Raw genomic sequence first — 25,437 nt, 5'->3', positions numbered from 1 at the left:
AAAATCACCATCAAAGTGAGGATTATCGTCATGCCAGAAGAAATCCTGAGCTTTTTACCGTCCCAGTTCACCGACCCGGCAATTTACTGGGTCGAACTGGCCGGCACCACCTACCCATTCCCTACTTATCACGTCGATCGCACGCACTCAAGCGTCACCACCATCGAATACGTGCAAAGCGGGCGCGGTCACCTCACCGTCGACCAGCAACACTACACCGTGCAAGGCGGCGACGCGTATGTGCTGCCTGCTGGGCACGACCACCATTACGCCTCCGACCCCGCCGCGCCGATGCAGAAAATCTGGGTGAACGTCTCGGGTAGTTTGTGCAGCCAACTACTCGATACGTATCAACTCACCGGCCAGGTGGTCTTTCCCCATTATTCGATTGAGGCTGAATTGCAGGATTACCTCGCGTTTTGTCGCCTACCCGGCCTCACCCCCGAGGCCCGTTCGGAACGCGGCCCGTTGTTGCTCCACCAGGTGGTCCTGGCCTTGCATCGCTTCAGCGCTCAACACGCCTTGGCCCAGCAACATCCCCAAGCCGCCGCGGTGCGCGCCTATTTGGATAATCACCTCGGCGACGCCATCACCCTTAACGCCTTGAGCCGGCAATTTCACCTGTCGGTTTCGCAGCTGACTCGTGAGTTTGCGCGGGTGTATTCGGCCACGCCTTATGCTTACTTGCTCAATCGCCGCGTCGCCATGGCCAAGATGCTGTTGACGCACACGGGGCTCACCGTCGGCCAAATCGCCCAACGCCTCGCCTTCACCGACGCGCACTACTTCTCGAATGTCTTCCTAGAGAAAACGGGCCAGCGCCCGCTGGCCTGGCGCCAGGCCAGCCAGTAACCCGCAAAAATATCCCGCCGACGCTGCTGTCGGCGGGATATTTTTGTGGTTAATTTGCCAGCACCTGATCGATGGCCGCCAGTTCATCGGCGGTGAAATCCAGATGCTTCAGCGCCTTGATGTTGTCATCGATTTGGCTGATGCGACTAGCGCCAATCAAGACACTGGCGACCACCGGCTGCCGCAGGTTCCAGGCCAAGGCCATTTCGGCCAGCGTCTGATTGCGGTTTTGTGCGATGGCGTTGAGGGCCTTAATTTTCGGCAGCTGCTTTTCCACCGCAGCGGCATTCAAGAACGGGCTGTCGCTGCGTGCGGCGCGGGAATCGGCCGGGATGCCATTGAGGTAACGGCCGGTTAACAAACCTTGCGCCAGTGGGCTGAAGACGATGGCGCCTTTCTTAGTTGCCGCCAACGTCGCGAACAACCCGGCTTCCGGGCCGCGGTTGAACATGTTGTAGGCGACTTGGTGAATCACGTATGGCGTCTTCAGCTCGGTGAAGATTTTCGTGATGGCCGCAGTTTCTTCAGCCGAGTAATTCGAGATGCCAATGTACAGCGCCTTGCCCGCGCGCACGAGCTGATCGAGCGCCAGTGCCGTCTCCTCGAACGGTGTCTCCGGGTCCGGCCGGTGTGAGTAGAAAATGTCGAAGTAATCCAGGCCCGTCCGGCGCAGGCTTTGGTCGCAGCTGGCAATGATGCTTTTGCGCGACCCCCACTCGCCATAAGGCCCCGGCCACATGTAATACCCCGCCTTAGACGTGATAATCAGCTCATCGCGGTAAGGCTTCAGGTCGCGGCGATAAATCTGACCGAAGTTGCTTTCGGCGCTGCCGGGCTCCGGTCCGTAGTTATTGGCGATGTCAAAGCAGGTGATGCCCAGATCAAAGGCGTGGCGAATCATCGCCTGCTGATTGCTGTGGCGATCGACACTGCCGAAGTTGTGCCACAACCCTAGAGATAACGCGGATAGTTTCAGCCCACTGTTGCCGACACGGTTATACTGCATGGTCCCATAACGTTGTTCATTCGCTAAATATGGCATATTGGCCTCCCAATGATTAGTCGTCACTTCTTGTCAGCTCTATTATGCCACCGCTTTCATCGTCAAACACGCCAACCACAAAAAAACGGGTGGCGACTTTCATCACCACCCGCGACGCTATTCTGCTGCATCCACGACGCGCTTCACAATGGCCCATAATTGCCGCACGTCAGCTGGCCGGGTCAACCCGTCTGCGTCGATAATGGACGAGTAAACATGCGGAATGATCTGCGGCACACCGGCATCGATGGCGATTTGCAGGATCTCCTCAAAATTCGCGAGGTCGATGCCGCCGGTTGGCTCGAGGTTAAAGCCATTGGCCGCACAGGCGGCTGCCACTGCACGGTATTCGGCTTCGTGCTTCAGCCCGCCCATCGGAAAGAACTTGAACGACGTCGCGCCCATGTCTTGCAACAAGGCGATGGCGGTGTCGACGGGCACATTGGCGGCTGGTTGCGTCGCACTCTTCGGCCCGGTAGCAATGTTGACGAACCCGACCTGCCCGCTTGGCGACACGAGGCCGTTCACCACCGTGTCATTTTCGCCGAGTAGCGCGCGGCTGGTGCCGACGCCAGTGAACACCTGGTTCACGTGTTGCGGCAACAAGGCTTGCGACACGCGACTGACCATTTGGCTTTGGTTCGGGTCGCCGGCCCCGAGACCCACGGAAATGGCGTTGTCAGTCGCCGCCTGATACAGCTTCATCTCGGCAATGGCCGCTTCGTCTGTGGCGTAATTCTTGGTGAGCACGCCCACCACCACGTGGGTCTCGGCGGCTTCGTAAATGGCCTTGGCGTTGGCGACCGAGCCGGCCAACACGTTCAACGCCACGCGGTGCTTGTAGTAATTAGGGACTAATTGCATGTCGATTCTCCTTTGGGCTGGTTATAAAATTTCCTGCAGGCGCGCCACGATCTGGGCCATTTCGCCTTCATCAACGGCGCGAATGTCGAATTCAAACACGCCTTCGTTGGTGCGGTACTCCCGGGTATAAATGGCCGGATCACCGGCTTTCAACTCGGCCACCACCTGTTTGGCAGATTTGGCACTCGTCGGCGCCACCGTCACCTCGGCGCGATAAATGGCTCGCCCGGCGCCATCTTGCACCGACCGTGCGCGGAGGTGCGGCACCTGATTCAAGGCCGTCAGGAAAGGCGTCAGGCGTGCCTGCATCGCCGGTCCGGATTCCGGGCCTTCAGCGAGGTATTGCTTCAAGGCCGCGGTAAAGCCAAGGATGTTCTCCTTACCGATTTTCATCGCGCGCCCGATGCCCTTACCTTGCAGCTGCGCCCAGCCGATGTAGGGCTGCTTGCCATAAATCAGGCCGCTCGCCGGTCCGGCCAGCGCCTTGGCGCCGGAAAAAATCACGACGTCGACGCCCATGGCCACGTATTGCTGCAAATCCTCCTCGGCGGCGGCGTCGAGAATTAGCGGTAAATCGTGCGCGTGCGCCACGGTCAGTGCCTCTTCAATACTTAGCATCGATTTTTGGACCGTGTGATGGCTTTTGACGTAGAAAATCGCCGCCGTTTGTTCGGTAATCATCATGGCCATGTGCGCTGGCGTGCACATATTCGCGTACCCGGCCTCGACCACGCGCCCACCGCCGAGCTCGATCATGACGCTTTCCGGCGTGCCATAATCGACGTTATGGCCCTTAGCCATGACGATTTCTCGCTGGGTGAAGCGCGGATCATTGGGATGATAGACGTGGTAGGAACTGCCTTGGCCAATCAGGCCGGCTACCACTTCAGCGATGCCGGCGGACGCGGAGTTCACCACAAGCGCGGCTTCCGCGCCGAGCCAGCCAGCGATGGTCTTGCCGGTTTGCTCGGCTAAGGCGGCCATCTCAAAGAAGTGCGTGTCGCCGAATTGCTGCGCCTCAATTGCCGCCTGTGGCACCTGCGAGACGCCGAGAATGGTCATCTTGCCGCTGGCATTGATCACGTGCTTCAAGCCGAATTCCTGGTAAAAATCAGTCATGGGTTGCCTCCAAGTCATAAACCTTGCCGCCGACGATGGTCGTGCGCGGCGTGATGATGGCGTGCCCGGTGCGGGTGTTGCCATTGGCGTCGGTGAGCGGCTGCTCCCCGGCGGTCACCGTGAAAATCGTCAAGTCTGCGTCTGCGCCAGGCCGCAAGCGGCCCTTGGTCAGCAGGTGCATATTCTGTGCCGGGGCCAGCGTCACCATGCGAATCACCTCGGGCAAGGTATAGCCCACCGCGAGCATTTTCGCCATGGTCGTAGCCATGTTGACTACCGGCCCGTCTTCGCGATTGCGGTGGTAAATATCGGTGCTGAGCGATTGTGGGTCGAGGCCATGGTCCCGCGCGATGCTCATGGTGCGGAAGTTGAAGCTGTCCGTCCCGTGGCCGACGTCGAAAATCACGCCGCGGTCATAGGCGTCATAGACAAATTGGTGAATGGTCCCGTCTGGTGCCACCATGCCGTTGGGCTTGCCATTATAGGCATGCGTCAGGATGTCACCAGGCCCCATGGCTTGCAGGATATCCTGCAACTCTGGGGGTTTGGCGCCCACGTGAACCATCACCGGCAGCCCGCCCATGAGTGCCGCATAAGACCGCGCCGCCAGCAGGGGCTTGATGCCGTTATCGACGACGACCGAATGACTTTCGCGCGCCTTGATGCCGAGAATGAAGTCCGGTAGCTCGTGATGAGCGGCCAGCAACGCATCGCGGTCGATTTTGCTCAGGTCTCCGAGCTCGTCTTGCGCAAGAATCCCGGTGCGGCCGATGTTGATCAAGGCATAAACATTGGTAATTTTCGCCCGCGTTCGCTGGTAAAAATCGCGGATATTATCGGCGCCCGTCGACCCGGCATCGACCACGGTGGTCACACCGGTTTTGTAGCCGTCTTCGTCGGGGTCGTCGTAATACAGTGTCAGCTGCTCATCGCAGTGCACGTGATCGTCAATCCAGCCGGCGCTGACGTAGGTGGCACCGTGCAGGTCGATCACCTGCTGGGCGGTGGCCCCCACCAGTTGGGTGGCGACTGCGGCGATCTTGTTGCCGTTCAGAGCAATTTCGATGGGTTGGCGCCGAGCGGTCAGCGCGTTTTTGATTAAGACATCATACAAGGGTGTCAACCTCCTGAGAAAATTCGTGGCTCGTGTGACGGCGCCGGGTTATAGCTTCACCGGGAAGAACAAGCCCATGATCATGGCCCCGATGATGGCGCCACCGGGAATTGGCTTCTTCCAAGCGTAAAACAGTGCGGCGCCAATGGTACTGCCGATGCCAATCGGAATGCTGGCAGTGGCGGCGCTGAGAATGATCAGCGGGCCCAGGAAGCGGCCAGTGGCGTTACCGGCGCCCATCATGACATCCGCACCGAACGTCGCCTTGGTTTGGTTAATCGTAAACTTGCGGACAAAGAAGATGATCAAGCCGATGGCCAACCCGAGAATGGCGCCGGTCAACAGGGCCAGCCCGAAGTTTTGCACCAGCGGCTTAGCCCCGACGCTCAGTAAAATCGCCGGCACCCCGATCGCAACGCCGGTCAGAATGGACCCACCGAGGTCGAGGATCCCGACCAGCGAGCCTTCAAGGATTCGGGCGAACAGGAAGCTGGCGCCAAATGCCGCAGCCGCCCCATAAGAGCCGCCTTCGATCCCAGCCTTGAGCATGGCCACGATGGCCACTTCGTTGAAAGCGCCTACACCAAAATTGTAATACATTGAGGTCCCGGCGAACACGCCGGCGGCCATCATCGTGGTAATCACGACAAAGCCCCAGTCGGCATGCCAAAAGTCTTTTGAGGTGGGCTGATCGATGGTTGGTTGTGTTGGTTCACTCATGTGGTTATCCTCCCTACTTCACTGTGAATACGCCGTGCAAGTTCGTCAGCCAGCTTGGCGTGCCTAGGCCGAATTGCTGCAGCATCGTCAGGTCAAACCCGCGGAAGAATCCGCTCAACACGAACAAGGCGATGGCCGCCCCGAGAATAATCTTCGTGGTGCGCGTCCAGCCGATTTCATCGACGCCTTTGCCGACGAGGATTCCTAACACGACGCCTGGAACGGCGTTGCCCATGATCATGGCGGATAAGCCGCCAAACACGGTACCGAACATCCCCGAGCGGTGGCCTGCATCAATGGCGGCTAACCAGAACAAAATCGGCATGACGAGGTTGATCAGCTGATCGGCCGCTGGTACCAACACCTTCACCGCGGTCACCTGCAGGGATTCGGGAATCGAGCTACTGGTCACGTTCAAGAACGCCACCACGACGACCCCGATCACGGCGGCGGTGAGCCCCATCAGCTTGGGGTTTTGAATAATTTTCTTGTCCTTATAGCGCACCAGCAACCCCGCGGCCGCCCAGTTCGGCAACACGCGGTGGGTAACGTCTTGGGTGAACGCCCCGGCCCCTACCGTGGAGGCCCAGGCGTTAAAGAAGAACCCCAAGCCGAAGCTGAAGTGAGAAGCCGGGTCGCCTTCCGCGGCATTCATTTCGCCTAGGGTACGAAAGGCGCCTAACGCCTGGGTTTTCGGTGCGGTAAACATGCGCGCAGCACCGACGCCGACCGCAAAGCCGACCAAGGCGCCAATGATGACGGATTGAATCAGGATTTCAATAATGTGCATAGACTATTTTGCTCCTTTCGAGAACCACTTCAGGCGTGGCCAGGCAATGGCGTCGGGACTTGGCAACTGGTGCACCGTGAAAGTCAGGGGGGCCAAGTCGACGGCGGTGATGGCCACCGTCACTTGCAGGCGCACCCGATACGTCACGCGCTGACGCTTGAAGAAAAAGAAGAGAAACTTCTCCACATACCGCTCCTCAGTCAACGCAAGCGGCGTGATGGCCAGTGGTTCGATCCGCAAAATGGTTTCCGTTTCCTCGGCAATCAGCTGCCGCTGCACCGTGGCCAAGGCGCTGGCAAAGGCCTGCTGTTTCGTGGCGCCAGTCCCCGTGACCACCACGGCTTGCTGCCGATCGGCTTGAATCGCGTCCATCTTGACTTTGCCTCCTTCATAAGGTGAATCGGTGACCGCCATCACGCCAGCTCGGGATGTTGCTTTTTGAAGGCCTCGACGATTTGCTGGCCGAGGGCGGCTTGGTCCATGAAGCCGAACCCGAGCACGACCTTACCGTCTTCTACGGCAGTGATGCCTTCTTGAATCGAGCGCATGCCGTGGCGTTCCGGATAGCCGTATTGCGTGTTTGCGGTAATCGCCCCGGCGCCGCCGGACCCGCAGAAGGAAAAACCGAGGTCGGCTTGTTCATCGTGCATCACCTGGCCTAGGCGCATATCCGCACCCATCCCCGGCACGACAATGGCCTGGCCCCCGGCGGCTTCGACGCCTTTGGCCACGTTTTGACCCTTCCCCATCCGGTCTGCAATGACAACTTTAATCATGGTGATATCCTCCTTGGTTGAATCAGGTTCAGTGACTTTGGGCAGCTTCAAAATGGATTGATAACACGTATTGCTCGCCGGGTCCGAGGTGACCAATGTGCGCCACGACTTGCTCGGCTAAAGCCAGCGCTTGTGGCGACACCTCAGCAAACAGTGCCGGGTCGACGGGGGGTAGTTGCTCACCCGAGCGGGCCCGTCCTTGCATCTCCAGCAGGTGATTGGTCAACACCTGAAGCTGAAGCGGTGTAAACGTGATGCCGACCTGTTCAGCCGCGGCGACGACCCAGTCGACCAACGCGCGGCCCGCACTCGGGTCGGCGCTGGCTTGGAGCATATTTTCAATGGCTGCTGGATATTTCGTGACGGTCATCGGCGTCACCTCCTTGGCTTGATTGGGATAATTTCAGATATTCCGTAATGGCGTGCACTTCCGCCTGGTTGATGCTGAGGCCGTGGCGCTGGAACACGGCTTGAATGCGGTGTTGGAGGTCGGCAGGCACCACCGGTTTAGTCTCAGCGGTGGACTGCTGATTAAACATCACGCGGTGCACCGCCAGGAACACGTGCATAAGAAACGCATCGGCATATTCCGGTGCCACCGGAATCGGCAAGACGCGCTTGAGGTCGTCGTAAATGGCAAACATCAACAGAATCGCCTTTTGCGCCTGCTGGGCAATCGTCGCGCCAGGCGACGCGGTTGCCGGTCGCAACTCTCCGACCGGCAGCGCCACGCGGTGAGCCACGGCGTCGCGAATTCGCTCGATATCTGCCGGCGTCGGCAGTGGCTGGACCTCAATGACCGGCACACCAACGTCGGCCAAAGGAAAAATGCTCACCACTAAATCGGGCTGGGCGCGGGTAATCAACGCCTGCGCCTCCTCTAACCCGGCGAAGCCGACCAACTCGATGTGGCTGATGTTGGCGGCCAACCGCGCCTCGATCAGGTTGGTAATGCCTAACCCCGTCGCACAGATGTAGGCGATGCGCACGGGGCGCTGGCGGTGACCAGCGCGGTGCAGTGAGACGAGAAAGTGCAAGGCGACATAGGACACGAACGCATCGGTCAGCGGCAGCGTCGGCAATTCGCGGCTCAAGACCCGGCGAATCGCGCCAAACAACTGCGGGTGCTGGTCTTGGAGGTCTTGCGTGAACGGGCTGTAGGCCAGCACCGGTTGCGCAACCGCCGCCTGTTGCCGCAGGTGCAGATAGAGATTTTCCTGGAGTTGCGCGTCGCTGGCGAAGTCTGTGGCCACTTCTTGACCGACGCCGAGAATAATGGCCCGGGTGACTGCCACCAGGTTCTGGTCAGTCAGCCCCGGCTTCGCGGTACCCGCCACGTATTGATAATCGTCTCGGAGCAACGGCAAGGCGTAATACTGCACGACGCGTTGCATGAGCAAGGCGGCAAAAGTTTGCGGCACGGCGTCAACGCTCAAAGTTTGATAGCTGTTTTGGGGCCGGTTGAGACTTTGGCGCATGACCGAAACGACCAGCCGAATGCTCGTGCTGAGCACCGTGTTCAGCTCGGGGATTGCCACCCCGGCTTGCGCCAGCGTCACCGCAAATCCAATCACCGTGGTAAACAAATGGTTGATCGTCGCGTCGCGGGTCAACGCCAGTTCGCCAGGGGGCAGCTGCTTTGCCGCAAGAGCTTGCGCGATATTAGCCGGCAACGACTGCCGGTTCAGCCCCTCATGGAGCAGCTGCACCAGCAACTGGCGAATATCGCGTTCAGCGCCGGCCAAGGCATAGCCGTAATAGTTCTTGCTGACCAGCTGGACGCCGGTATTAGCCAAGTACGCCCGCAGTTTTTTCATATCGTGCTTGAGCGTCGTGGGACTCACCTGCACCTTGGCTTGCAGCAAGGTCAGCGTTTGAAATTCAGCGGCTTGTGCCAGCATGAAGATCAAGGTCACCATGCGCGCGGAGGGGGCCAAGGCGTCGCTGACGCTAGGAGCGTCAAGGGCCGCGCGCAATGCGGCCCGCGCAGACGCCGTGGCCTCCAACCACACGCCTTTATGCGGCTGACTCTTCAGGCTTGCTGGTTGGTCGACCAGCCATTCACGCAAGGCGGTGAGGTCATACCGCAACGTGCGCACGCTGACGTGGGCGCCGGCGGCTAACGTGGCCACCGTGGTCACGCCAGCCGCGTTGAGCAGTTGGCGTAAAAGCGCTTGCTGGCGGGGCGTCAATGTCATTTCATCACCTTCCTTGCCAAGCCGTATGTCCATTGTTAAGCGGTGCCACGCTGGAAACAAGATGAACCTCTTGCACCATATATCCTGCAACTGGTGGTGGCAGCGGTGGGCGAACGAATCACCAACGCGGCGACCGCGCTTAGCTTGGCGTAACAGATTACGCCAAGTAATGCGGCCCCCCCGGTTTGTTGGCGTGCTCACCAGATAAGTGGACACATGTTATCCCGCCTCTGTAGCATGTGGTTAGGGACAGTTTGCCGTCACGCACGTTTCATGCAAGGAGGATTCCAATGAAAAAACTAATCTGCGCCAGCACCGCTGCGCTGGCCATGCTGCTCACCGCAGGCGCCAGCCCGGTCGCTGCGGCCGCCGGTGACACCGCCGACTCAACGGCCACCATCAAATTTCACGAAAACACTGGCCCGACGACGCCCATCGATCCCGGCGACACCGACAAGGAAACCGGGATGAACGGTCCGCTTTCTCTCGACCTAGTGCCGAACCTGGACTTCGGAGACCACGCAGCCAAGGCCATGACCAAGTTTGATGATGCCGGCCCCCACAAGATCCAGGTCACCGACTCCCGCACTGCCAATACGGGCTGGACGGTCACCCTCAGTGCTGCCGTCTTCACCGCTGGTAACGGTAACGACCTGACCGGGGCGACACTGAGTAGTGACGTGGCCGCCAATAAAAGTGGTGCCGTCGACGGCGCCTTAGACGCCAGCATCGACACGGCCGGCATCACCAGCCTCGCCGTGAGCGACCTCGCCACCGATGGCACCGGCGTCGCCAACATTTTCACCGGTGCGGTCGAGACCAGCGGCGGGACTTGGCAGGCCATCTACGACGCCAACCAATTTCATTTGACGGTTCCAACCGGCGTGCAACAAGCCGGGACCTTCACGTCTCAGCTGACTTGGACCATTAACGACGGTCCGGTCCAATAACCGCCCGCGTCAAGCAAATTTCTGGAGGTGACTGCGATGACTGTTCGTCGCCTATTGTTCCTACTGGTGCTGGGCGGCTTATGGTGCGGTGCCCCGACGCCGACTCAGGCTGCCGAACAGCCAGGTGATTACACCGTTACGCCGCAGCTGCCGGAGAACCAACTGCAAACGACCAAGAGCTATTTTGACCTGCTCGTCAAACCCCGTCAGCGGCAAACGTTGACCGTCACCTTGACCAATACCAGCAAGCACCCTGCCCGCTTTGAGGTGTGGGCCAACCCCGCCTTGACCAGTGACAACGGGGCCATTGACTACACCCAACGCCAGGCGCCCATCGACTCGACTGTCCCGGTTGATTGGCGCCAAGCCGTCACGCTTGCCAAGCACAGATACGCATTGGTCGGCGGGGAAAAAGTGACCATTCCCATCACGCTGAACCTGCCTGCCACCACGTTCAAGGGTCGCGTGCTCGGCGGCCTCAATGTGGTGAAACTCACCCCGCGCACCAAGGGGCAATTGACCAGCAGAGTCGGCTACACGGTTGCCATCGTGCTGCAACAACACACCGCCCCGGTGGCCCCTGAGCTCAAGCTCTTGAAGGCTGGCGCCCAGGCGGTGAACAAACGCCCGACGTTGCAGCTTAAGTTTCGCAACCCGGCCGCCACCATCATCCCCAATCTCAAGTTCCACACCACTATCACTCGGCAAGGCAAAACCTACATCGACAACCACGCCAACCCTTACCAAGTGGCGCCAAACACCACGTTTCACCTCAACCTCGGCCTGGCCAATCACGCCATCGTCCCCGGCACGTACCAAGCTAAGGTGGTGGCCACTAGCGGCAAGTTCTTTAAGCGTAAATTTACCCGCACCTTCACGATTTCGCGCCAACAAGCCGCCGCGGTCAATCGCAACACCATCCACGCCACTGAGCCGGATCACCTGTGGCGCAACATTGCCATCGGGTTGGTCGCAGTGATCCTGCTAGGCGGCGGTGGGTGGTGGCTTTATCGCCGCCGCCAGGCCCAATGAAAGGAGGTCGCTATGCGCAAATCCTGGTTGTTTCTCCTGCTGGTGGGCGCGGCGCTTTTGACACCGCTGACGCCGGTGCAAGGCGCCGAATCCACCGGTCGCATCACGTTTCACCCGCGCGCGCCGACGTCGAGCACGCCGGATGCCGGCCGCGGCCAAGGCCAGCCCACCATTCAACAAAACGGCCCGGCCCGACTGCCGCAAACCACCGCTCCGACCAATTGGTTCCTGAGCGGCCTCGGTGGCGCAGTCCTGTTAGCCTGGACTTACGCTTGGTCGGTGACCAGAAGGGAGGCGGCGCATGAAGAACCATAAAACTCGCTGGTGGACGTGGCTACTCGTGGTCGTTTTCGCCGCGCTAGTCGCTGCCACCCCAACCGTCAAACATGCCGACGCCACCTTCCCGCCAGTCACTGGCGAAGGCTTGACCCTCTATCAAGCGGCCGACGCCACGCCAAGTTTAACGACCAGCTACGCCACCAGCCCCGCCGGCGATCATTCAGCTGACCCTTGGGCCGGAGGTACGTTGAATCTGACCTACACCAACACCACCGACTGGCGCTTCGACCACAAAAATTATCCTAATCAGCTGCTCCTGCACGGCCTCACCTTTGCCGTGTATCTGGAACTGCCGGCGAACCTCACCGCCGACGCGTTTTTAGCCGCCCGGGTACCGGGGAGCACGCAACTGGCCTTCGATTTTCCCGGCGGTGAAAGCAGCTCTGGCTCGTACGGCGGCACCTACTCCGGTGAGCTCCCTGATTCCGCGATGACGGCGGTCAATGATCGCGTCATCCAAGTAACCGTCACCAACGATAATTCAACCAATTACCTCTCCGCGATGCTCGTGTTCTTCTCCGTAATGCTGCAACACGACGTCGACGTCTCCCAGGTGCCCATGCGCCTCACCACCCAGGTAGACATTGCGCAGGCCACCGCGAATGGCGCGCCAGACGATTCCACGAGCAATCGCGCCCCCACGACGGGCAAGCTGCCGCCTGCCGCCAGTGGCAAGCTCGATTTTCGTGCGGCGCTGTACGGCCTCGACGAAGAGGCTCCGCCTGCCGCGGTCGCCAGCACCACGCCGACGTGGTCGCAGTACCTGTCGCCGTGGGACACCACCGGCGTCGCCAACACAATCGTCGACGAAGGCGAAACCATCGACGGCAACGCAGCGAATTTGCCCGGAGTCACCGGGGCGAGAACCGTGGCGCTGAGCGCAAGCGAGCCCTTCGACCCGGCGCGATTCATCCGCGTCGTCGACTACGCCAAGCGCACCAGTGCCGATACGAGCGGCGTCCACTACACCGACGCCGCCGACCCCAGCCTCAGCGAAGCCGCCGTCAAAGCCGCCGACATTCCAGCCGGTGGTCGTAAAACCGTCTTGTACTACGGCACGGTAGGCGGTCAACCGTTGTCGCCGGTGCCCCTCACCATCACGCGCAGCACCGTCGACCCACCGACGATCACCGGTCAACACGCCATTCAAAACGTCTCAACCAGCGCCGATCCCGGCACCGCGATTACGGCAACCGCCGGCAACGTGATTGAAAGCACGACCACGTTCAGGCTCACGACGCTGGCTGCCCAAACCAGCCTCAGCAACACGCAGGTGAGGTTATCACTACCAGCCAACGTGACCTTTGTGCCCAATTCGTTGACCATCAACGGCGAACCAGATGCAACCGCCGTCACTGCCGCCGGGGTGGACCGGCCGCTTGGTCATATCCTCTCCGCGGCTGGCGACCACGTCACGATCACCTATCGCTACACCATCGCACCGGAAGCCAGTGGCGAACTGTCGGTTCCCGGCGCCGCACTCACCAGCACCGTCACTTATCCTAGTACGGTGACCCCGCCTGATGGCCCGCTAATGGTGACGGCTAACCCCGCCACGATTAACATCGCCGCGGGGGCGCCTCAACTCACCAAGGTTCCAACGCAAATCGATTTTGGTGATCATTCCTATGCTAAACTCCCAAAGACATTCACCGGTCAACCGAATGATCCGCAAGTCTTGGTGAGCGACCCGCAAGGCAGCCAATGGCAGCTCATGGCGGCGACTAACGCCACCGGTTTGGCCATCGGCGCCCACGGCTTATCGGCGACGCCACAGCACCTTTACTCGCATGACGGTCGCGCCGGCACGATTGACGTCAACGCCAATGCCGCCTTGGGCCCATTCACCTGGCGCCTAACGCGGCCAGACGTCACGGCGACGACCACCGCCACCATCACCTGGTCCATTGTGGTCGGACCGTAAGTCGCACGCAAAAATCCCCCAACCACGCGTCGGCGCGGTTGGGGGATTAATTTGTGACTAGCAGCTCACACCGGCCACAGTCAGACCAAGCTTGAAGGCGTCCAGCACCTCCTGGCCATCTGCCAGCATGATATTGTCGCCAAAAGCATGGGCATCATCCTTCATTCGAATCTGGTAATTGACGAAATCCAGGGTCAAACCAGACTCAGTAAATAACAAATCATAATCCGAGGAATACAGGTGAAGCCCGGCGTCATTCGTCAATTCTACCGGATAATCCGGATCCGGTGCGTTGCGAATAATCAAGGTGAATTTGGACCCAATCGTGCAGGCGCCACCTTGTAGCGAGTACTTGCCCCCACCGTCGTCGGCGATGAGAATCAGAGTTTTAGCTTGCAAGCCTTTTTGCTGAATCAAGTCGACAAATGCTGGGGTTAACGTGATTGCTGCCATAGTGGCCTCCTTAGATCTTCTGCTGAATATCGTCGATGTTGACAATTAATAGCCGAGTCACCCAAGGAAAACGCGCCTTCTTGGCCTCAAACTCGACCCCGCTGTCGACAAACCGACCGGTGCCGTGCACGTGAAAGCCTGCGCCAGGCCCCACCGTCCCTTCGACTGCTTTGGAGCCAAAGGTCAGTGTGACATGGTTATCCGTGGGAAAATCGGCCTCGATGCTGTGCATCCCCGCGGCTGGAATCGTCAACGTATTCCCGACAACATCGATGTACGACATCCAGGTATTCACAACATGGGCCGGGTGCGCGTTCACCGTGATAATGGTGACAGGGCCTTCGTGTTTTAACACTTCAAGAAACTTTTCATTCATCCTGATGACCTCCGTTCTTTACTGCCTTAATATAACATATTGGACTAGTCAGCCCCTATCCTGTTCTCTGGCGTCAGCTATCCTGTTTCGCCAGGCAAAAATCGCCTTGATCGCGCGCACCTAAATTGTTGACCGTGAAAACGTCACCATGCTATCATGATGTCAGACAAGTCCGTTATCGTTGGGTGGGGTCATACGTAGGGCCACTGCATTCCCGGGGTAAGACGACTAGTTGCCTACTGGCGCGGGTAACGCCCGCGCTGGGCTAGTGGCCCTCCACAGCCGAAGCTTACGGCCCTAAAACTGGGGCACACCAGGGGGTACAGGCACAGCCGAGAGGCAGGCGACAACGCCAGGTCCAGCGCAACGTTGAAGTCCCGAGGCAACTTGGGCACCGTAACTGAACGCATCGCCAGCAATGGCGACAGGTGGCACCGGCCTTGGGCTCGGCCACCCGCTGCGGGGCAACCTGCAGGCAATCACGCCAAGGACGCTGAGGGGTGACCCAGAGGCGTCTTTGGTGTGTTTTTTTGGCCAAATTGGCGGAAGTGGCCATTTTTCGCCATTTATCCGCGCTTCGTGGCCACCCGAATGAATGAATCATGAAAATTTGATGAAATTTCCCCTTGACAGCCCCCGCTGGCTTCCGGTAGACTCTGTGTCAGACATTTAAATACACCACCAAGAAATAGAGGCGCGGGCGATGACAACCCTTGTGGAGGACCTAACTCCGATGAAGCAAGGCTTAAGCATCCCCGCCGAAATACCAACCGCGATTAGGCGCGATTGGCGTTGGGCCAAGGGTGAATAACTCTTGGACTGTCGCAGCCCTGCTGCGGAGCGCTATGATTCTGGTTTAACGACTAAAATCGGTGTCGGCCTTTGTTTTTGTATCACACAAAGGCCGACTTTTTATTTTCTCTATTTCCCAACGGTAAAAATCGAAGGGAGAATGTCTGATGAAGAAGTTATGGTTGTCTCTACTCGGTGTCGCCGCCGCAATCGGCCTCGCCACCGCCGCTGTTCCAAGTGCTACCACCCAAGCCGCCGACAATAGCAAAACGTTGAAGGTCGGCATGGAAGCCAACTACGCCCCGTTCAACTGGACGCAAAATGACGCCAGCAACGGCGCCGTCAAAATCGAAGGCGCCTCAGGTTACGCTAACGGGTATGACGTCCAAATGGCCAAGAAGATGGCCAAGGCGTTAGGCAAAAAGGTCGTCATCGTCAAGATGAGCTGGAACGGGTTGCAGCCCGCCCTCACCTCCGGCAAAATCGATGCGATCATCGCCGGCATGTCACCAACTGCCGAACGGCGCAAGGCCATCGACTTCACCGATACCTACTACAAGTCCAAGCTCACCATCGTCGTGCGCAAGGATAGCAAGTGGGCCAAGAAGACCAACATTAATCAGTTCAAGAACGCGAAGATCACCGCGCAACTGAACACGTTCCACTACGAAGCCATTAGCCAGCTCAAAGGCGCCATCAAGGAAAGCGCGATGGACGACTTCCCGGCCATGCGGGTCGCGTTGGAATCCGGCGTCATCGACGGGTACGTTTCCGAAGTTCCCGAAGGTATCACCGCCAAAGACGCCAATCCGAACCTCACCTACCTGAAGTTCTCCAACGCCAATGGCTTTAAGACCAACCCAGAAGACACCGACTTAGCCATCGGGGTCCGCAAGAACTCCAGCCTCAAGGCGCCAATGAACGAAGCGTTAAGCAAGATTTCCCAAAAGCAACGCGATACGCTCATGAACAACGCCGTAGCTAACCAGCCAAGCACCACGAGCACCGGTAACTGGCTCGTCAACTTACTGAAGCAATACGGTGGCATGCTGCTGCAAGGCACGGGCATGACGCTGCTGATTTCCCTGATTGGGACCATCGTCGGCTTCCTGATTGGCCTCTTGGTCGGCATCATCCGCACCATTCCGCGGCCACAAACCGCTGGCAAGCGCGGCCTCCGCGCCGTCATCAACTGGCTCCTAGCCGTTTACATCGAAGTCTTCCGGGGCACGCCAATGATCGTGCAGGCCGCCGTCTTGTACTACGGCGCCGCCCAAGCCTTTGGCATCAACATGGACCGCACCGTTGCCGCCTTGGTCATCGTTTCCATCAATACTGGGGCCTATATTTCCGAAATCATCCGTGGGGGCATCACGTCTGTCGATGCCGGCCAGTTTGAAGCCGCCCACGCCTTGGGCTTCACCCACCTGCAAACCATGCTGAAGGTCATCTTGCCGCAAGCGATTCGCAACTCCCTGCCGGCGGTCACCAACGAATTCATCGTCAACATCAAGGATACATCCGTGCTGTCCGTCATCAGCGTGTCCGAACTGTTCTTCAGCGCCGAGACGATTGCCGGACAAAACTTCCAGTTCTTCCACACTTACCTGGTGGTTTCGGCCATCTACCTGATCATGACCTTCACGATCAGTCGCCTCTTCCGCTTAGTTGAACGCCACATGGCTGGGCCGAAGAACTATAATGTGATGAACAACCAGATGCAAGTCGTCACGCCAAAGATCGGCTAGGAGGACACTCATGACAGAACCTATTATCGAAGTGCAGAACTTAAAGAAGGTCTTCGGCGATCACGAAGTCCTGACCGACATCAACCTCACCGTCAATGCCGGGGAAATCGTCTCAATTATCGGCCGCTCCGGGAGCGGGAAGTCGACGCTGTTGCGCAACATTAACCTGTTGGAGCAACCCACTAGCGGCGACATCCTCTTCCACGGTAACAGCGTGTTGGCGCCGGATTTTGACATCACACATTACCGCGCCAAGGCCGGCATGGTCTTCCAAAGTTTCAACTTATTCAACAACCTCACCGTGTTGGAAAACGTGGTGACGCCGCAGGTCACGGTGTTGAAGCGCGACCCCGCCGAAGCCAAGCAGCACGCCTTGGAACTGCTGAACACCGTCAACATGGATCCGTTCATCAACGCCAAGCCCGACCAGCTGTCTGGGGGCCAAAAGCAGCGCGTCGCCATCGCCCGCGCCGAAGCAATGGATCCAGAAGTCTTGCTGTTTGACGAGCCGACCAGCGCGCTGGACCCAGAAATGGTCGATGACGTCTTGGCCGCGATGAGTAACCTGGCCCATACCGGGTTAACCATGATCATTGTGACGCATGAAATGGCCTTCGCGCGCGACATTTCCGATCGCGTCGTCTTCATGAACGATGGGGTCATCGCCGAGGAAGGAACACCGGAACAGATCTTCAACGCACCGCACGAAGAAGTCACTCAGGCTTTCTTGAAGCGGTACCTGAACCGCGCTTAATCGGGAACGCCGCAACTATCACTGCGGCGTTTTTGCTTGGTCGACATTGCCCGTTGACAGCGATTCCCGCGGTGCGTAAAGTCTAGGTATACTTATTACAAGATTAGAAGGAATCAGAAACGAGCAACAGGGACTGGCACCGCAAGAATGGGCGGCACGCACCATCGCCAACCTGTGCGCGTGACAGTTAAGCCGGCTGCTAGCAGCCGGCTTTTTCCTTGCTCACCCCCATGGAGGTCCGCTTGTGACACATAAATATTGGTTATTCATGATTGCTTTACTGATGACACTGGGCCTAGCCGTTGCTCCTGGTGCAACCACCCACGCCGCCGACAACAGCACGACGCTGAAGGTTGGCATGGAAGCGAACAACGCGCCGTTTAACTGGACGCAAACCAGCAAGGCGAACGGTGCGGTGAAAATCGACGGCGCCTCTGGCTATGCCAACGGGTATGATGTCCAAATGGCCAAGCAAATCGCCAAGCAAATCGGCAAGCGGTTAGTCGTCGTGAAAATGAGCTGGAACGGCCTGCAGCCGGCCTTGACCTCCGGCAAAATCGACGCGATCATCGCCGGCATGTCCCCGACCCCGGAGCGGCGCAAGGCCATCGATTTTACCAGCACCTATTACAAAACCAAGCTCACCATCATCGTGCGGAAGAACAGTCAATACGCCAAGGCCACCAGCCTGAAGGACTTCAAAGGCGCCAAGATCACCGCGCAGCTCAACACCTACGAGTACGACGCCATCGATCAGATTCAAGGCGTCGAGAAGCAAAGCGCCATGGATGACTTTTCCGCCATGCGCGTGGCCCTCACCTCGGGCGTCATCGATGGCTACATCGGCGAGATCCCGGAAGGCATCACCGCCGCCACCGATAACAAGGCACTCAGCTACATCAACTTCTCGCAGCAAAACGGCTTCAAGGTCAGCGCCGACGAAAGCGACCTGGCCATCGGGGTGCGTAAAGGCTCGACGCTTACCGGCGGCATCAATCAGGAACTCGCAAAGATTTCTCAGGCCAAGCGCAACCGTTTGATGAAATGGGCGGTGGCACACCTGCCCGCCACCAGCAGCGAAGACGGCAACTGGTTCACCACCCTGCTGAAACAATACGGCGGCATGTTGCTCCAAGGCGCCGGCATGACCCTACTGATTTCGCTTGTCGGGACGGTGGTCGGCTTCCTAATCGGCTTGCTGGCCGGCATCATCCGCACCATTCCACGGCCCAGCACCGCCGGCAAGCGCGGCCTGCGCGCCTTGGCCAACTGGCTGATCGCCATTTACATCGAAGTGTTCCGCGGCACGCCAATGATCGTGCAAGCCGCCGTCGTCTATTACGGTGCCGCACAGGCCTTCGGGTTAAACATGAACCGCACGTTAGCCGCATTGATCATCGTTTCGATTAACACCGGCGCGTATATTTCCGAAATCATCCGCGGTGGTATCACCGCCGTCGACGCCGGTCAGTTCGAGGCCGCCCACGCCTTGGGCTTCACCCACCTCCAAACGATGCTGAAGGTGGTCCTACCGCAAGCAATTCGCAACTCGCTACCAGCGGTGACCAACGAATTCATCGTCAACATCAAGGATACTTCCGTGCTGTCCGTGATCAGCGTGTCGGAACTGTTCTTCAGCGCCGAAACCGTCGCCGGCCAAAACTTCCAGTTCTTCCACACCTACCTCGTCGTGTCAGGCATGTACCTCATCATGACCTTCGCCATCAGTCGCCTGTTCCGCCTCGTAGAAAAACACATGGCCGGGCCAATCAGTTACAACCTCGCCGAAAATCATTAACACGCAAACAGCCTGCCCTCACGGACAGGCTGTTCTTGCGTGGCGCAGGCTAGGCCAAGGCTTCAGGTGCCGGTGGCTGGGCCCCGCGGCCTTCGCGAGCCAGCACCCACTGGTCAAAGTTCCATTCTTCCGTCGCGCGTCGGCCGCGAGCATAATCCCAGAAAGCCTCGCGCTCGCACTCGACGACGCGGCCCCCGGCACCCACACCGACTAAGTTATAGCTGCCATTATCATGGCCAAATTTGACCCAGCGCATGGGAATCTCAATTTGGTGCCCATCAATAATGACCCCGCGCGCCTGGGGCAAGACGCGCATGAAATGTAAGCCATGTGCGTATAGCGCATCTAAGCCTAACATGGTGGCCTCGGCAATCACTTGCGCCTCGCTGGGACTGGGCAGGCCAATGCCGGTGGGCCGCACGAAGCGGTTGAAGCTCAACAATCGACCATCACTCCCCCAGACGAGCGACACGTGCTCGCAGTAAGGAATGGCGGGCGCTGTGGGCTGATAGCGCTGAACGGTCACCAATTCACCATTGCGGTGATGCCGTTCGGTCACAATCAGCCGAAAATTTGCCGGAACGTCGAGGCGCGGCTGGTTGATGCCGCGAACTTGCAGTGTTGTCATGATGACCTCCAGTCTTCCCCCAAAGCCACGGCACACTAACCGTGCCGCGGTTTGTCATCAACCAACACTCCCCCATTTCCGGCAGCGTTTGCCGGTAAGAAAAGCTTAGCATGCTTCAATTATCCGTGCAATTATGTTGACCATTTCCCGGGAAAACTGGTTTGGCGAGACGGTGGATTAACGCCGAGCAGTCACCTTCAATCGCCGCCAAATACCGTAGCCGCTACAGCCAATCACTGCCAATCCTGCCAGCATCAGGCTCATAACGCGCTCGCCGGTTCCTGGCAATGCGGCATGGTCCTCCGCTTGCTCCTCCGCTTTTTCCACCGGCTTAGCTGGTGTAGTCTGCTCTGGTTGCACCTGCTGGTCCTCATGCTGACCGGCGATCCACAAGGCGTGTCCGGCGCGGTAGCCCGCGGCGTAGCCTTGTTGGTACTTGGCCGAGCCCGCCGGATTCGCAGCGGCTGGTTTCCCGGCTTGTCCGGTTGCCTTGCCAGTTGCATAGCCCGCTTGATAATCCACTTGGTCCTGACGTTTTTGCGCGGTCAACATTGCTTGACCAAGTCGCTTAACTGCGGCATCGACGCTGGTTTGCCCAACCGTATCGCTCTCCACCATCTGTGTTGCCGCTGTGATCGCCTGCTTTAGTCCCTTACGAGCAGCTGAATCTCGCAACTCGGCCAGCACCGTATTCGCCTGCTGTATCAGTGCTGTCAATTTGGCTTTATTGACGACGGGCTGTTCGATTTCCGCCACTGCGTCGAATGTCGGCGCCAAGGCTTGCGAATGGTCATCAGCCAGAAAGACCGAGTTCACCTCAAAGGCGTTCGTCGCCGCCTTGATTTGGCCAGCTAACTCCTGCTTGCTGACCTTTGCCCGCGTTAGCTTTAGATCGTCGAGATAGCGATACGCCGCCGCCTTGATTTCAGGTAACGAGTAGCCTTTAGATTCGAGAATGGCCGTTTTCGTCCAACGATACGTCGTTGGGAGGATGTGGCTAAAGTCCGGTTCCTCATAAGTGCGCCCATCGCGATCGACGGCGTATACAAACATCCCACCCAGATTCGCCTGCACATAATTGGCAACGGTATGCATGTTACTCTTCAGAAAGTTCTCCGGATTCGTGTCGTACCAGCGGTTTACCGGATCGCCTTCTTCCGGGAACGTCAGGCCTGTCAATAACTGACTGGCAGGATAACCCGCTGCGGTGTAATGCTCCTTCATTTTCTCGGTGCGTTCTGGACCGCTACCGTACTGTTGATATCCCAAGAAGCTGAAACAGTCCATTACATTTTGAAATGGCTTTAAGTTCTGGCCATTGGTGTCATAGATAAATAATGTGCCATTCTTCGCCTTGGGACCAATACGTTTAGACATCGCCCGAATGATGCGATCGGAAAGCGCCGCTTCCTCATCGGTTGGATATGTTTCCATGTCGATATCAATGCCGTCTAGGTCCCAATCGTCAGATAACTCATCAACTAATTTTGCCGCGTACTTATCTACGTCCTCGTCAGTCGGTGTATCCTCATGAACGTCCTTCAGATTGTTCACCATGGAGGTGTAGTCCAAAGCGCGTACTAATTTTGCCCCACGCGCGTGCATGGCTGGCACGTATTTTGCCTTCAGCTGGTCGAAAAATGGTTGTGCCTGAACTTCTTGCCCCTTGGGCACATGACTGAACACGTTGATGATATCGATGCCGGCAGGCAAATCGAGCATTGATTGCGGGTTACGATCGAGAATATCGGTATTCACCATGTGCATGGCGGAATCCCGCCACGCCCGGTAATACACCATGAACGGTTTCTTGTCGTCGGCCGCGTGTACATGAGCTCCTTGCCACCAGCCCAAGCCAAATAGCGCCGTCAACCCAATTACGACCAAGCGGTAATGAGATGCAAATTTCTTCAAAATAAGTCCAACCCTTCATTATCAGATTGAACAACTGCAGCGTTCCTCCTTAGCCTATGGGGTGCCTCACTATCCGTGCAAGCGTTATCACTAAACTTTCATCAACGAGTAATTCTGTCACCTGAATCAACCAGTTGAGTTGATATAACTGTGTCGGCCCAGGCCGTGGCAGCACCGGTCGGGTTCACCATATTTCTAAGGCGATATGGTGAACGCTCAACATTAAAATTTTGGTCAAAATAAAACTGCTCGGTCACCCGAGCAGTTCACATTACCCTGCATTGAGAATCCACATAAAGCCGATGAAGACGAAGAATAACCCATACATGATCGGCGAGACTTGTTTGCCTCGACCTTTGGCAATCATGGTAACGGGATACATGATGAAGCCCAAGGCAATGCCATCGGAGATGCTGTAGGTCAGCGGCATGCCAATCAGGATGAGGAAGCTGGGAATCGCGATTTCGAGCTGGTCCCACTTGATTTGCCGTAACGACTGGGCCATTAGCACCCCAACGATGATCAACGCCGGCGCGGTAACCTGAGTCGTGACAACCGCCAACAGCGGCGAGAAGAACAGGCCGAACAGAAACAGCACGCCGGTCGTCACGGCGGTCAAGCCGGAGCGGCCGCCAACGGCAATCCCCGCGCTAGATTCGACATACGCGCCAACCGGGCTGGTCCCCAGCAGCGAGCCCGCCAACATCGCGGTGGAGTCGGAGGCTAACGCCTTGCCGACCCGCGGCATCTTGTTGTCCTTCATGAAGCCGGCCTGATTCGCCAACCCCACCAAGGTGCCGGCGGTATCGAAAAACGTCACCAGCAGGAAGGTCAACACGACGACCCACAGTTGCAAGGTATTGATGTCGCCAACGTGCCGTAGCGCCACGAGAAACGTCGGGCGCAGGCTTGGGGCCGCTGACACGATGCTGCTTGGGGCCTTGATCAGCCCCGTGGCCAAGCCGAGAATCGTGCTGGCCACCATCCCGATGAAGATGCCCCCCGGTACGCGCCGGACCATCAGAATTGCGGTCACCACCAACCCAAAAATCGTCAGCCAGGTGGTGCCGACATTCAGCGGGCCGAGGCCCACCAATGTCGACTTATTCGCCACGATCAAGCCACCGTCACTCAAGCCAAGAAAGGCGATGAATAACCCGATGCCGCCGGAAATGGCGTACTTCAAGTCGGCCGGAATGGCGTCGATAATCATTTCGCGTAGCTTGAAAATCGTGATCAGGATAAAAATCAAACTGGCAACGAACACACCTGCCAACGCGGTTTGCCACGGAATTTTCATGCCGATGACCACCGAATAGGCGAAAAATGCGTTGATGCCAAGGGCCGGCGCCGTGGCGATGGGATACTTGGCCAAGATGCCCATCAACAAACAACCCAACGCGCTCGCCAGTGCAGTCGCGGTGAACACCGCGCCTTTGTCCATCCCCGAAGCTCCCAGTACGGATGGATTAACAAATAAAATATACGCCATTGAAATGAACGTGGTGAACCCGGCCAGAATCTCCCGGGACACCGTGGTATTCAACCCGTCCAAGTCAAAATAGGCGGAAAACTTCTCTTTCATGTGTCGTGCCTCCTTCAGCAAGGCTAAACATTGGCCTTGCAACAACCTATTTATCATACGCTAAACCGAATGATTTGTGAATGATTCAGGTCAATTTATGGATAAACGCGAACGAGGCATTGAGCTACCCAGTAGTCCGCGCGTGCTTGGCCCTTATCAATTATTTGATACTCATTCATTCAACCCCTTATGATGAAGATAAGCGCCACGAGTCACGCTGGATTGGAGGTGATGCAATGAAGCTTATGACTCGCCTACTCGGCGCCTGCGCGGTCCTCCTCATCTTGCCGGTGCCCATTTTCGCCATGTATGCTGAACTCACGGCTAGCGGCGTAATCGCCGGAATGTTCGACTGGACGCAGGCGGCGGGCTTGGCCATGTACCTGCGCTACGTCAGCCTGGCGTTGATTATCGCCGGTGTCGTTGCCCTGGGCGTGTTCTTGTTTAGCAAGCGGCGGACGACTTACATCATGCAGCAGGATTTTGGCAGCCTGCGTGTCACCAAGGCCGCCATCGAACAGTTTGTTGCCCATGAACTGCGCCGCGAGCCACTGGTGAAAGACCCCCAAGTCACGGCCCGCATGAAGCGCAAATCGTTAGCGGTTCAGGTCCGCGGGGCCTTGGCACCAGGCGCCAAGGCCGGTGAACCGGCCGCCGTGCTGACAGGAATCCGCGACCGACTCGCCCAAGCGCTCGGCGTTTCGCCTGACACGACCATCGCCATCACGCTGGCCAGCAGCCGCGAGCCGCAACGCCGCCCACTGCAGTAAGGAGGTTCCCATGCGCCATTTGATGCAGGCCTATCCCCTCACGGTGGCCGGCGGCGGGTTTTGCCTGTTGCTGGCCGGGTTGATGGTGACCATCGGCTTTTTTAAGACGCTACTGATACTCATTTTGACGCTACTAGGCGGAGCAATTGGCTGGTACGCCGACCGTTCCGGCCTCGCCACCACGATCAGGAGGAAACTGTCATGACCATGAAGACCCCAACGTCCGCACCAACCGCCGCTAAGCCTGGGCAGTCGCCAACTGGCACCTTGAAGTACGACGACAAGGTCGTGCAGAAAATCATCGGCATCGCCTTGGCCGATATCAAGGGCCTGTTGACGGTGGACGGCGGCTTTTTCGCCAACCTGGCGGATAAGGTCGTCAACACCAACGACGTCACCAGCGGCATCGATGTCGAAGTCGGGGAAACCCAAGTCGCCGTCGACCTGCAAATCGTCGCCGAGTACGGCATCGACATCAACCAGTTGTACCAACGCATGAAGGACGTCATCGTCAAGCAGGTCAAAGAGATGACCGACCTCGACGTGATCGAGGTCAACGTGACCGTCACCGATATCAAAACCAAGGCGGAATACGCGGACGCCAGCGTGAGCCTGCAGGATCGCGCCAGCCACCTGGTGAACACCGCCAAGGACAAGGTCAGCTCGGATGACCACGAGCCCAACCGCGTGGAATAAGCATCCCTTCAGCGCCGCAAGGATAACCTGCGGCGCTGAACCATGTCCTTCGCAAAAAGCTTGACAGGCGAATTAGTTTCTCGTTAAACTATGGATAAGCAAGTAATTCAAAAAACGGTTCGGCTACGGCTTGAAGAGACGCTTTCCTGGGGAGGAAGGCAGCTCTTCATGCCGTTTTTTTTGGCGCTTTTTCACCGCGCCGC

26 protein-coding genes and 1 riboswitch are annotated in these 25,437 nt (G+C 58.0%); of the genes, 11 read left to right on the top strand and 15 right to left on the bottom strand.

Translation table 11 applies throughout. The features are described from left to right. Window positions 1-30: 30 nt before the first annotated feature. A complete protein-coding gene (locus FD02_RS04705) occupies window positions 31-852 on the top strand; it encodes a helix-turn-helix transcriptional regulator (RefSeq protein WP_056950878.1) in 822 nt (273 codons plus the stop codon). 49 nt (window positions 853-901) lie between these two features. Here the strand turns inward: FD02_RS04705 and FD02_RS04700 are convergent, their stop codons facing one another. The 10 genes from FD02_RS04700 to FD02_RS04655 all read right to left on the bottom strand — a co-directional run bounded on the left by FD02_RS04700 (window position 902) and on the right by FD02_RS04655 (window position 9,475). Next, the gene (locus FD02_RS04700; RefSeq protein ID WP_054723018.1) at window positions 902-1,894 is read right to left on the bottom strand and encodes an aldo/keto reductase; all 993 of its coding nucleotides are present in this window, start codon (window positions 1,892-1,894) and stop codon (window positions 902-904) included. Window positions 1,895-2,011: 117 nt separating this feature from the next. Further along, window positions 2,012-2,758: a 2-dehydro-3-deoxy-phosphogluconate aldolase gene (dagF, locus tag FD02_RS04695; RefSeq protein WP_054723016.1), complete on the bottom strand. Its 747-nt coding sequence runs from the start codon at window positions 2,756-2,758 to the stop codon at window positions 2,012-2,014. Between the two features lie 21 nt (window positions 2,759-2,779). Then, window positions 2,780-3,877, bottom strand: coding sequence for a DgaE family pyridoxal phosphate-dependent ammonia lyase (locus FD02_RS04690; protein WP_056950876.1), 1,098 nt, complete (start codon window positions 3,875-3,877; stop codon window positions 2,780-2,782). Then, window positions 3,870-4,991: an amidohydrolase/deacetylase family metallohydrolase gene (locus FD02_RS04685; protein ID WP_054723014.1), complete on the bottom strand. Its 1,122-nt coding sequence runs from the start codon at window positions 4,989-4,991 to the stop codon at window positions 3,870-3,872. The genes FD02_RS04690 and FD02_RS04685 overlap by 8 nt, the downstream gene beginning before the upstream one ends. Before the next feature lie 48 nt (window positions 4,992-5,039). Continuing rightward, complete coding sequence (locus FD02_RS04680) at window positions 5,040-5,711, bottom strand: DUF4310 family protein (protein WP_054723012.1); 672 nt, start codon at window positions 5,709-5,711, stop codon at window positions 5,040-5,042. 13 nt (window positions 5,712-5,724) lie between these two features. Next, window positions 5,725-6,501 (bottom strand): DUF4311 domain-containing protein, encoded by a 777-nt coding sequence (locus FD02_RS04675; RefSeq protein WP_056950874.1) that lies wholly within the window; start codon window positions 6,499-6,501, stop codon window positions 5,725-5,727. A 3-nt stretch (window positions 6,502-6,504) separates the two neighbouring features. Beyond that, a complete protein-coding gene (locus tag FD02_RS04670) occupies window positions 6,505-6,873 on the bottom strand; it encodes a DUF4312 family protein (RefSeq protein ID WP_054723024.1) in 369 nt (122 codons plus the stop codon). Window positions 6,874-6,914: 41 nt separating this feature from the next. Beyond that, the gene (locus FD02_RS04665) at window positions 6,915-7,277 is read right to left on the bottom strand and encodes an SFCGS family glycine-rich protein (protein WP_054723010.1); all 363 of its coding nucleotides are present in this window, start codon (window positions 7,275-7,277) and stop codon (window positions 6,915-6,917) included. Between the two features lie 28 nt (window positions 7,278-7,305). Beyond that, window positions 7,306-7,656, bottom strand: coding sequence for a transcriptional regulator (locus FD02_RS04660; RefSeq protein ID WP_054723009.1), 351 nt, complete (start codon window positions 7,654-7,656; stop codon window positions 7,306-7,308). Beyond that, a complete protein-coding gene (locus tag FD02_RS04655) occupies window positions 7,616-9,475 on the bottom strand; it encodes a BglG family transcription antiterminator (protein WP_056950872.1) in 1,860 nt (619 codons plus the stop codon). The genes FD02_RS04660 and FD02_RS04655 overlap by 41 nt, the downstream gene beginning before the upstream one ends. 290 nt (window positions 9,476-9,765) lie before the next feature. Between FD02_RS04655 and FD02_RS04650 the strand changes: the two genes are divergently transcribed. Genes FD02_RS04650 through FD02_RS04635 form a run of 4 tightly spaced genes read left to right on the top strand, consistent with a single transcriptional unit; the run spans window position 9,766 to window position 13,720 of the window. Beyond that, window positions 9,766-10,425: a WxL domain-containing protein gene (locus tag FD02_RS04650; RefSeq protein WP_056950870.1), complete on the top strand. Its 660-nt coding sequence runs from the start codon at window positions 9,766-9,768 to the stop codon at window positions 10,423-10,425. 36 nt (window positions 10,426-10,461) lie between these two features. Continuing rightward, on the top strand, window positions 10,462-11,457 hold the full coding sequence (locus tag FD02_RS04645) for a WxLIP family cell surface protein (RefSeq protein ID WP_056950868.1): 996 nt from the start codon (window positions 10,462-10,464) through the stop codon (window positions 11,455-11,457). 12 nt (window positions 11,458-11,469) lie between these two features. Further along, window positions 11,470-11,772 carry a hypothetical protein gene (locus FD02_RS04640; protein WP_056950866.1) on the top strand — a complete coding sequence of 101 codons (303 nt, stop codon included), beginning with the start codon at window positions 11,470-11,472 and terminating at the stop codon, window positions 11,770-11,772. Continuing rightward, window positions 11,759-13,720 (top strand): hypothetical protein, encoded by a 1,962-nt coding sequence (locus FD02_RS04635; protein ID WP_056950863.1) that lies wholly within the window; start codon window positions 11,759-11,761, stop codon window positions 13,718-13,720. Before FD02_RS04640 ends, FD02_RS04635 begins: the two co-directional genes overlap by 14 nt. Before the next feature lie 57 nt (window positions 13,721-13,777). Here FD02_RS04635 and FD02_RS04630 read toward each other — a convergent pair whose 3' ends face one another. Together FD02_RS04630 and FD02_RS04625 are read right to left on the bottom strand one after the other, a co-directional pair. Further along, entirely contained in the window at window positions 13,778-14,173 is a 396-nt protein-coding gene (locus FD02_RS04630) for an iron-sulfur cluster biosynthesis family protein (protein ID WP_054722984.1), read from the bottom strand. A gap of 10 nt (window positions 14,174-14,183) precedes the next feature. Next, complete coding sequence (locus FD02_RS04625; RefSeq protein WP_054722982.1) at window positions 14,184-14,549, bottom strand: pyridoxamine 5'-phosphate oxidase family protein; 366 nt, start codon at window positions 14,547-14,549, stop codon at window positions 14,184-14,186. Between the two features lie 681 nt (window positions 14,550-15,230). Continuing rightward, window positions 15,231-15,403: riboswitch (Lysine riboswitch) on the top strand. Between the two features lie 105 nt (window positions 15,404-15,508). On the opposite strand from FD02_RS04625, the gene FD02_RS04620 reads away from it, so the two are divergent. The 3 genes from FD02_RS04620 to FD02_RS04610 all read left to right on the top strand — a co-directional run bounded on the left by FD02_RS04620 (window position 15,509) and on the right by FD02_RS04610 (window position 19,641). After that, on the top strand, window positions 15,509-17,089 hold the full coding sequence (locus tag FD02_RS04620; protein ID WP_056950861.1) for an ABC transporter permease subunit: 1,581 nt from the start codon (window positions 15,509-15,511) through the stop codon (window positions 17,087-17,089). A 10-nt stretch (window positions 17,090-17,099) separates the two neighbouring features. After that, window positions 17,100-17,843 (top strand): amino acid ABC transporter ATP-binding protein, encoded by a 744-nt coding sequence (locus tag FD02_RS04615; protein WP_054722038.1) that lies wholly within the window; start codon window positions 17,100-17,102, stop codon window positions 17,841-17,843. Window positions 17,844-18,111: 268 nt separating this feature from the next. Next, window positions 18,112-19,641, top strand: a complete 1,530-nt coding sequence (locus tag FD02_RS04610) for an ABC transporter substrate-binding protein/permease (protein ID WP_054722040.1) — start codon at window positions 18,112-18,114, stop codon at window positions 19,639-19,641. A gap of 49 nt (window positions 19,642-19,690) precedes the next feature. Here FD02_RS04610 and FD02_RS04605 read toward each other — a convergent pair whose 3' ends face one another. The 3 genes from FD02_RS04605 to FD02_RS04595 all read right to left on the bottom strand — a co-directional run bounded on the left by FD02_RS04605 (window position 19,691) and on the right by FD02_RS04595 (window position 23,768). After that, the gene (locus FD02_RS04605) at window positions 19,691-20,269 is read right to left on the bottom strand and encodes a hypothetical protein (RefSeq protein WP_056950859.1); all 579 of its coding nucleotides are present in this window, start codon (window positions 20,267-20,269) and stop codon (window positions 19,691-19,693) included. Between the two features lie 177 nt (window positions 20,270-20,446). Further along, entirely contained in the window at window positions 20,447-22,183 is a 1,737-nt protein-coding gene (locus FD02_RS11180; protein WP_056950857.1) for an EndoS/ChiA family endoglycosidase, read from the bottom strand. 271 nt (window positions 22,184-22,454) lie between these two features. Continuing rightward, window positions 22,455-23,768: an NCS2 family permease gene (locus FD02_RS04595; protein WP_054722031.1), complete on the bottom strand. Its 1,314-nt coding sequence runs from the start codon at window positions 23,766-23,768 to the stop codon at window positions 22,455-22,457. Between the two features lie 236 nt (window positions 23,769-24,004). Here FD02_RS04595 and amaP point away from each other — a divergent pair, with 236 nt between their 5' ends. The 3 genes from amaP to FD02_RS04580 are packed head-to-tail and all read left to right on the top strand — an operon-like array spanning window position 24,005 to window position 25,234. Further along, the gene (gene amaP / locus FD02_RS04590; protein WP_056950855.1) at window positions 24,005-24,538 is read left to right on the top strand and encodes an alkaline shock response membrane anchor protein AmaP; all 534 of its coding nucleotides are present in this window, start codon (window positions 24,005-24,007) and stop codon (window positions 24,536-24,538) included. Window positions 24,539-24,548: 10 nt separating this feature from the next. Then, window positions 24,549-24,743, top strand: a complete 195-nt coding sequence (locus FD02_RS04585; RefSeq protein ID WP_056950854.1) for a DUF2273 domain-containing protein — start codon at window positions 24,549-24,551, stop codon at window positions 24,741-24,743. After that, entirely contained in the window at window positions 24,740-25,234 is a 495-nt protein-coding gene (locus FD02_RS04580; RefSeq protein WP_082603304.1) for an Asp23/Gls24 family envelope stress response protein, read from the top strand. The genes FD02_RS04585 and FD02_RS04580 overlap by 4 nt, the downstream gene beginning before the upstream one ends. Window positions 25,235-25,437 lie beyond the last annotated feature (203 nt).

Source organism: Lacticaseibacillus nasuensis JCM 17158 (genome assembly GCF_001434705.1).
Lineage (GTDB): Bacteria > Bacillota > Bacilli > Lactobacillales > Lactobacillaceae > Lacticaseibacillus > Lacticaseibacillus nasuensis.
Note: the sequence above shows the minus strand (reverse complement) of the source record. Positions and strands in the feature narration are given on the sequence as shown.